This is a genomic window from Pseudomonas sp. TJI-51 (genome assembly GCF_000190455.2).
GTDB classification, from domain to species: domain Bacteria; phylum Pseudomonadota; class Gammaproteobacteria; order Pseudomonadales; family Pseudomonadaceae; genus Aquipseudomonas; species Aquipseudomonas juntendi.
In genome coordinates, this window is sequence record NZ_AEWE02000123.1 from 1 (window position 1) to 1,151 (window position 1,151).

The following is a 1,151-nucleotide window of genomic DNA, read 5'->3' on the forward strand; positions in this document are numbered from 1 at the left end:
TTTGATCGTTCCCTTCCCCACGTTAACGTCGGCACCATCGGCCACGTTGACCACGGTAAGACCACTCTGACCGCAGCTCTGACTCGCGTCTGCTCCGAAGTTTTCGGTTCGGCAGTCGTTGAGTTCGACAAGATCGACTCGGCTCCGGAAGAAAAAGCGCGCGGTATTACCATTAACACCGCTCACGTCGAGTACAACTCGAACATTCGTCACTACGCTCACGTTGACTGCCCAGGTCACGCTGACTACGTGAAGAACATGATCACCGGTGCTGCCCAGATGGACGGCGCGATCCTGGTTTGCTCGGCCGCCGATGGTCCGATGCCACAAACCCGTGAGCACATCCTGCTGTCCCGTCAGGTTGGCGTTCCGTACATCGTGGTCTTCCTGAACAAGGCTGACCTGGTAGACGACGCTGAGCTGCTGGAACTGGTCGAGATGGAAGTTCGCGACCTGCTGTCCACCTACGACTTCCCAGGCGACGACACCCCGATCATCATCGGTTCGGCTCGTATGGCGCTGGAAGGCAAGGACGACAACGAAATGGGCACTACCGCTGTCAAGAAGCTGGTAGAAACTCTGGATGCCTACATCCCTGAGCCAGTTCGTGCCATCGACCAGCCATTCCTGATGCCAATCGAAGACGTATTCTCGATCTCGGGTCGTGGTACCGTTGTTACCGGCCGTATCGAGCGTGGTATCGTCCGCGTTCAGGATCCGCTGGAAATCGTTGGTCTGCGTGACACCACCACCACCACCTGCACCGGTGTTGAGATGTTCCGCAAGCTGCTGGACGAAGGTCGTGCTGGCGAGAACTGCGGCGTTCTGCTGCGTGGTACCAAGCGTGACGACGTTGAGCGTGGCCAGGTTCTGGTCAAGCCAGGTTCGGTCAAGCCGCACACCAAGTTCACCGCAGAAGTCTACGTTCTGTCGAAGGAAGAAGGCGGCCGTCACACTCCGTTCTTCAAAGGCTACCGTCCTCAGTTCTACTTCCGTACCACTGACGTGACCGGTAACTGCGAGCTGCCGGAAGGCGTTGAAATGGTAATGCCAGGTGACAACATTCAGATGACTGTTACCCTGATCAAGACCATCGCAATGGAAGACGGTCTGCGCTTCGCTATCCGTGAAGGCGGTCGTACCGTCGGCGC

At 57.4% G+C, this 1,151-nt stretch carries 1 protein-coding gene; it reads left to right on the top strand.

The features are described from left to right. Window positions 1–1,151 (top strand): elongation factor Tu (tuf, locus tag G1E_RS23095; RefSeq protein WP_009681984.1); only part of this gene is annotated, 1,151 nt, incomplete at both ends.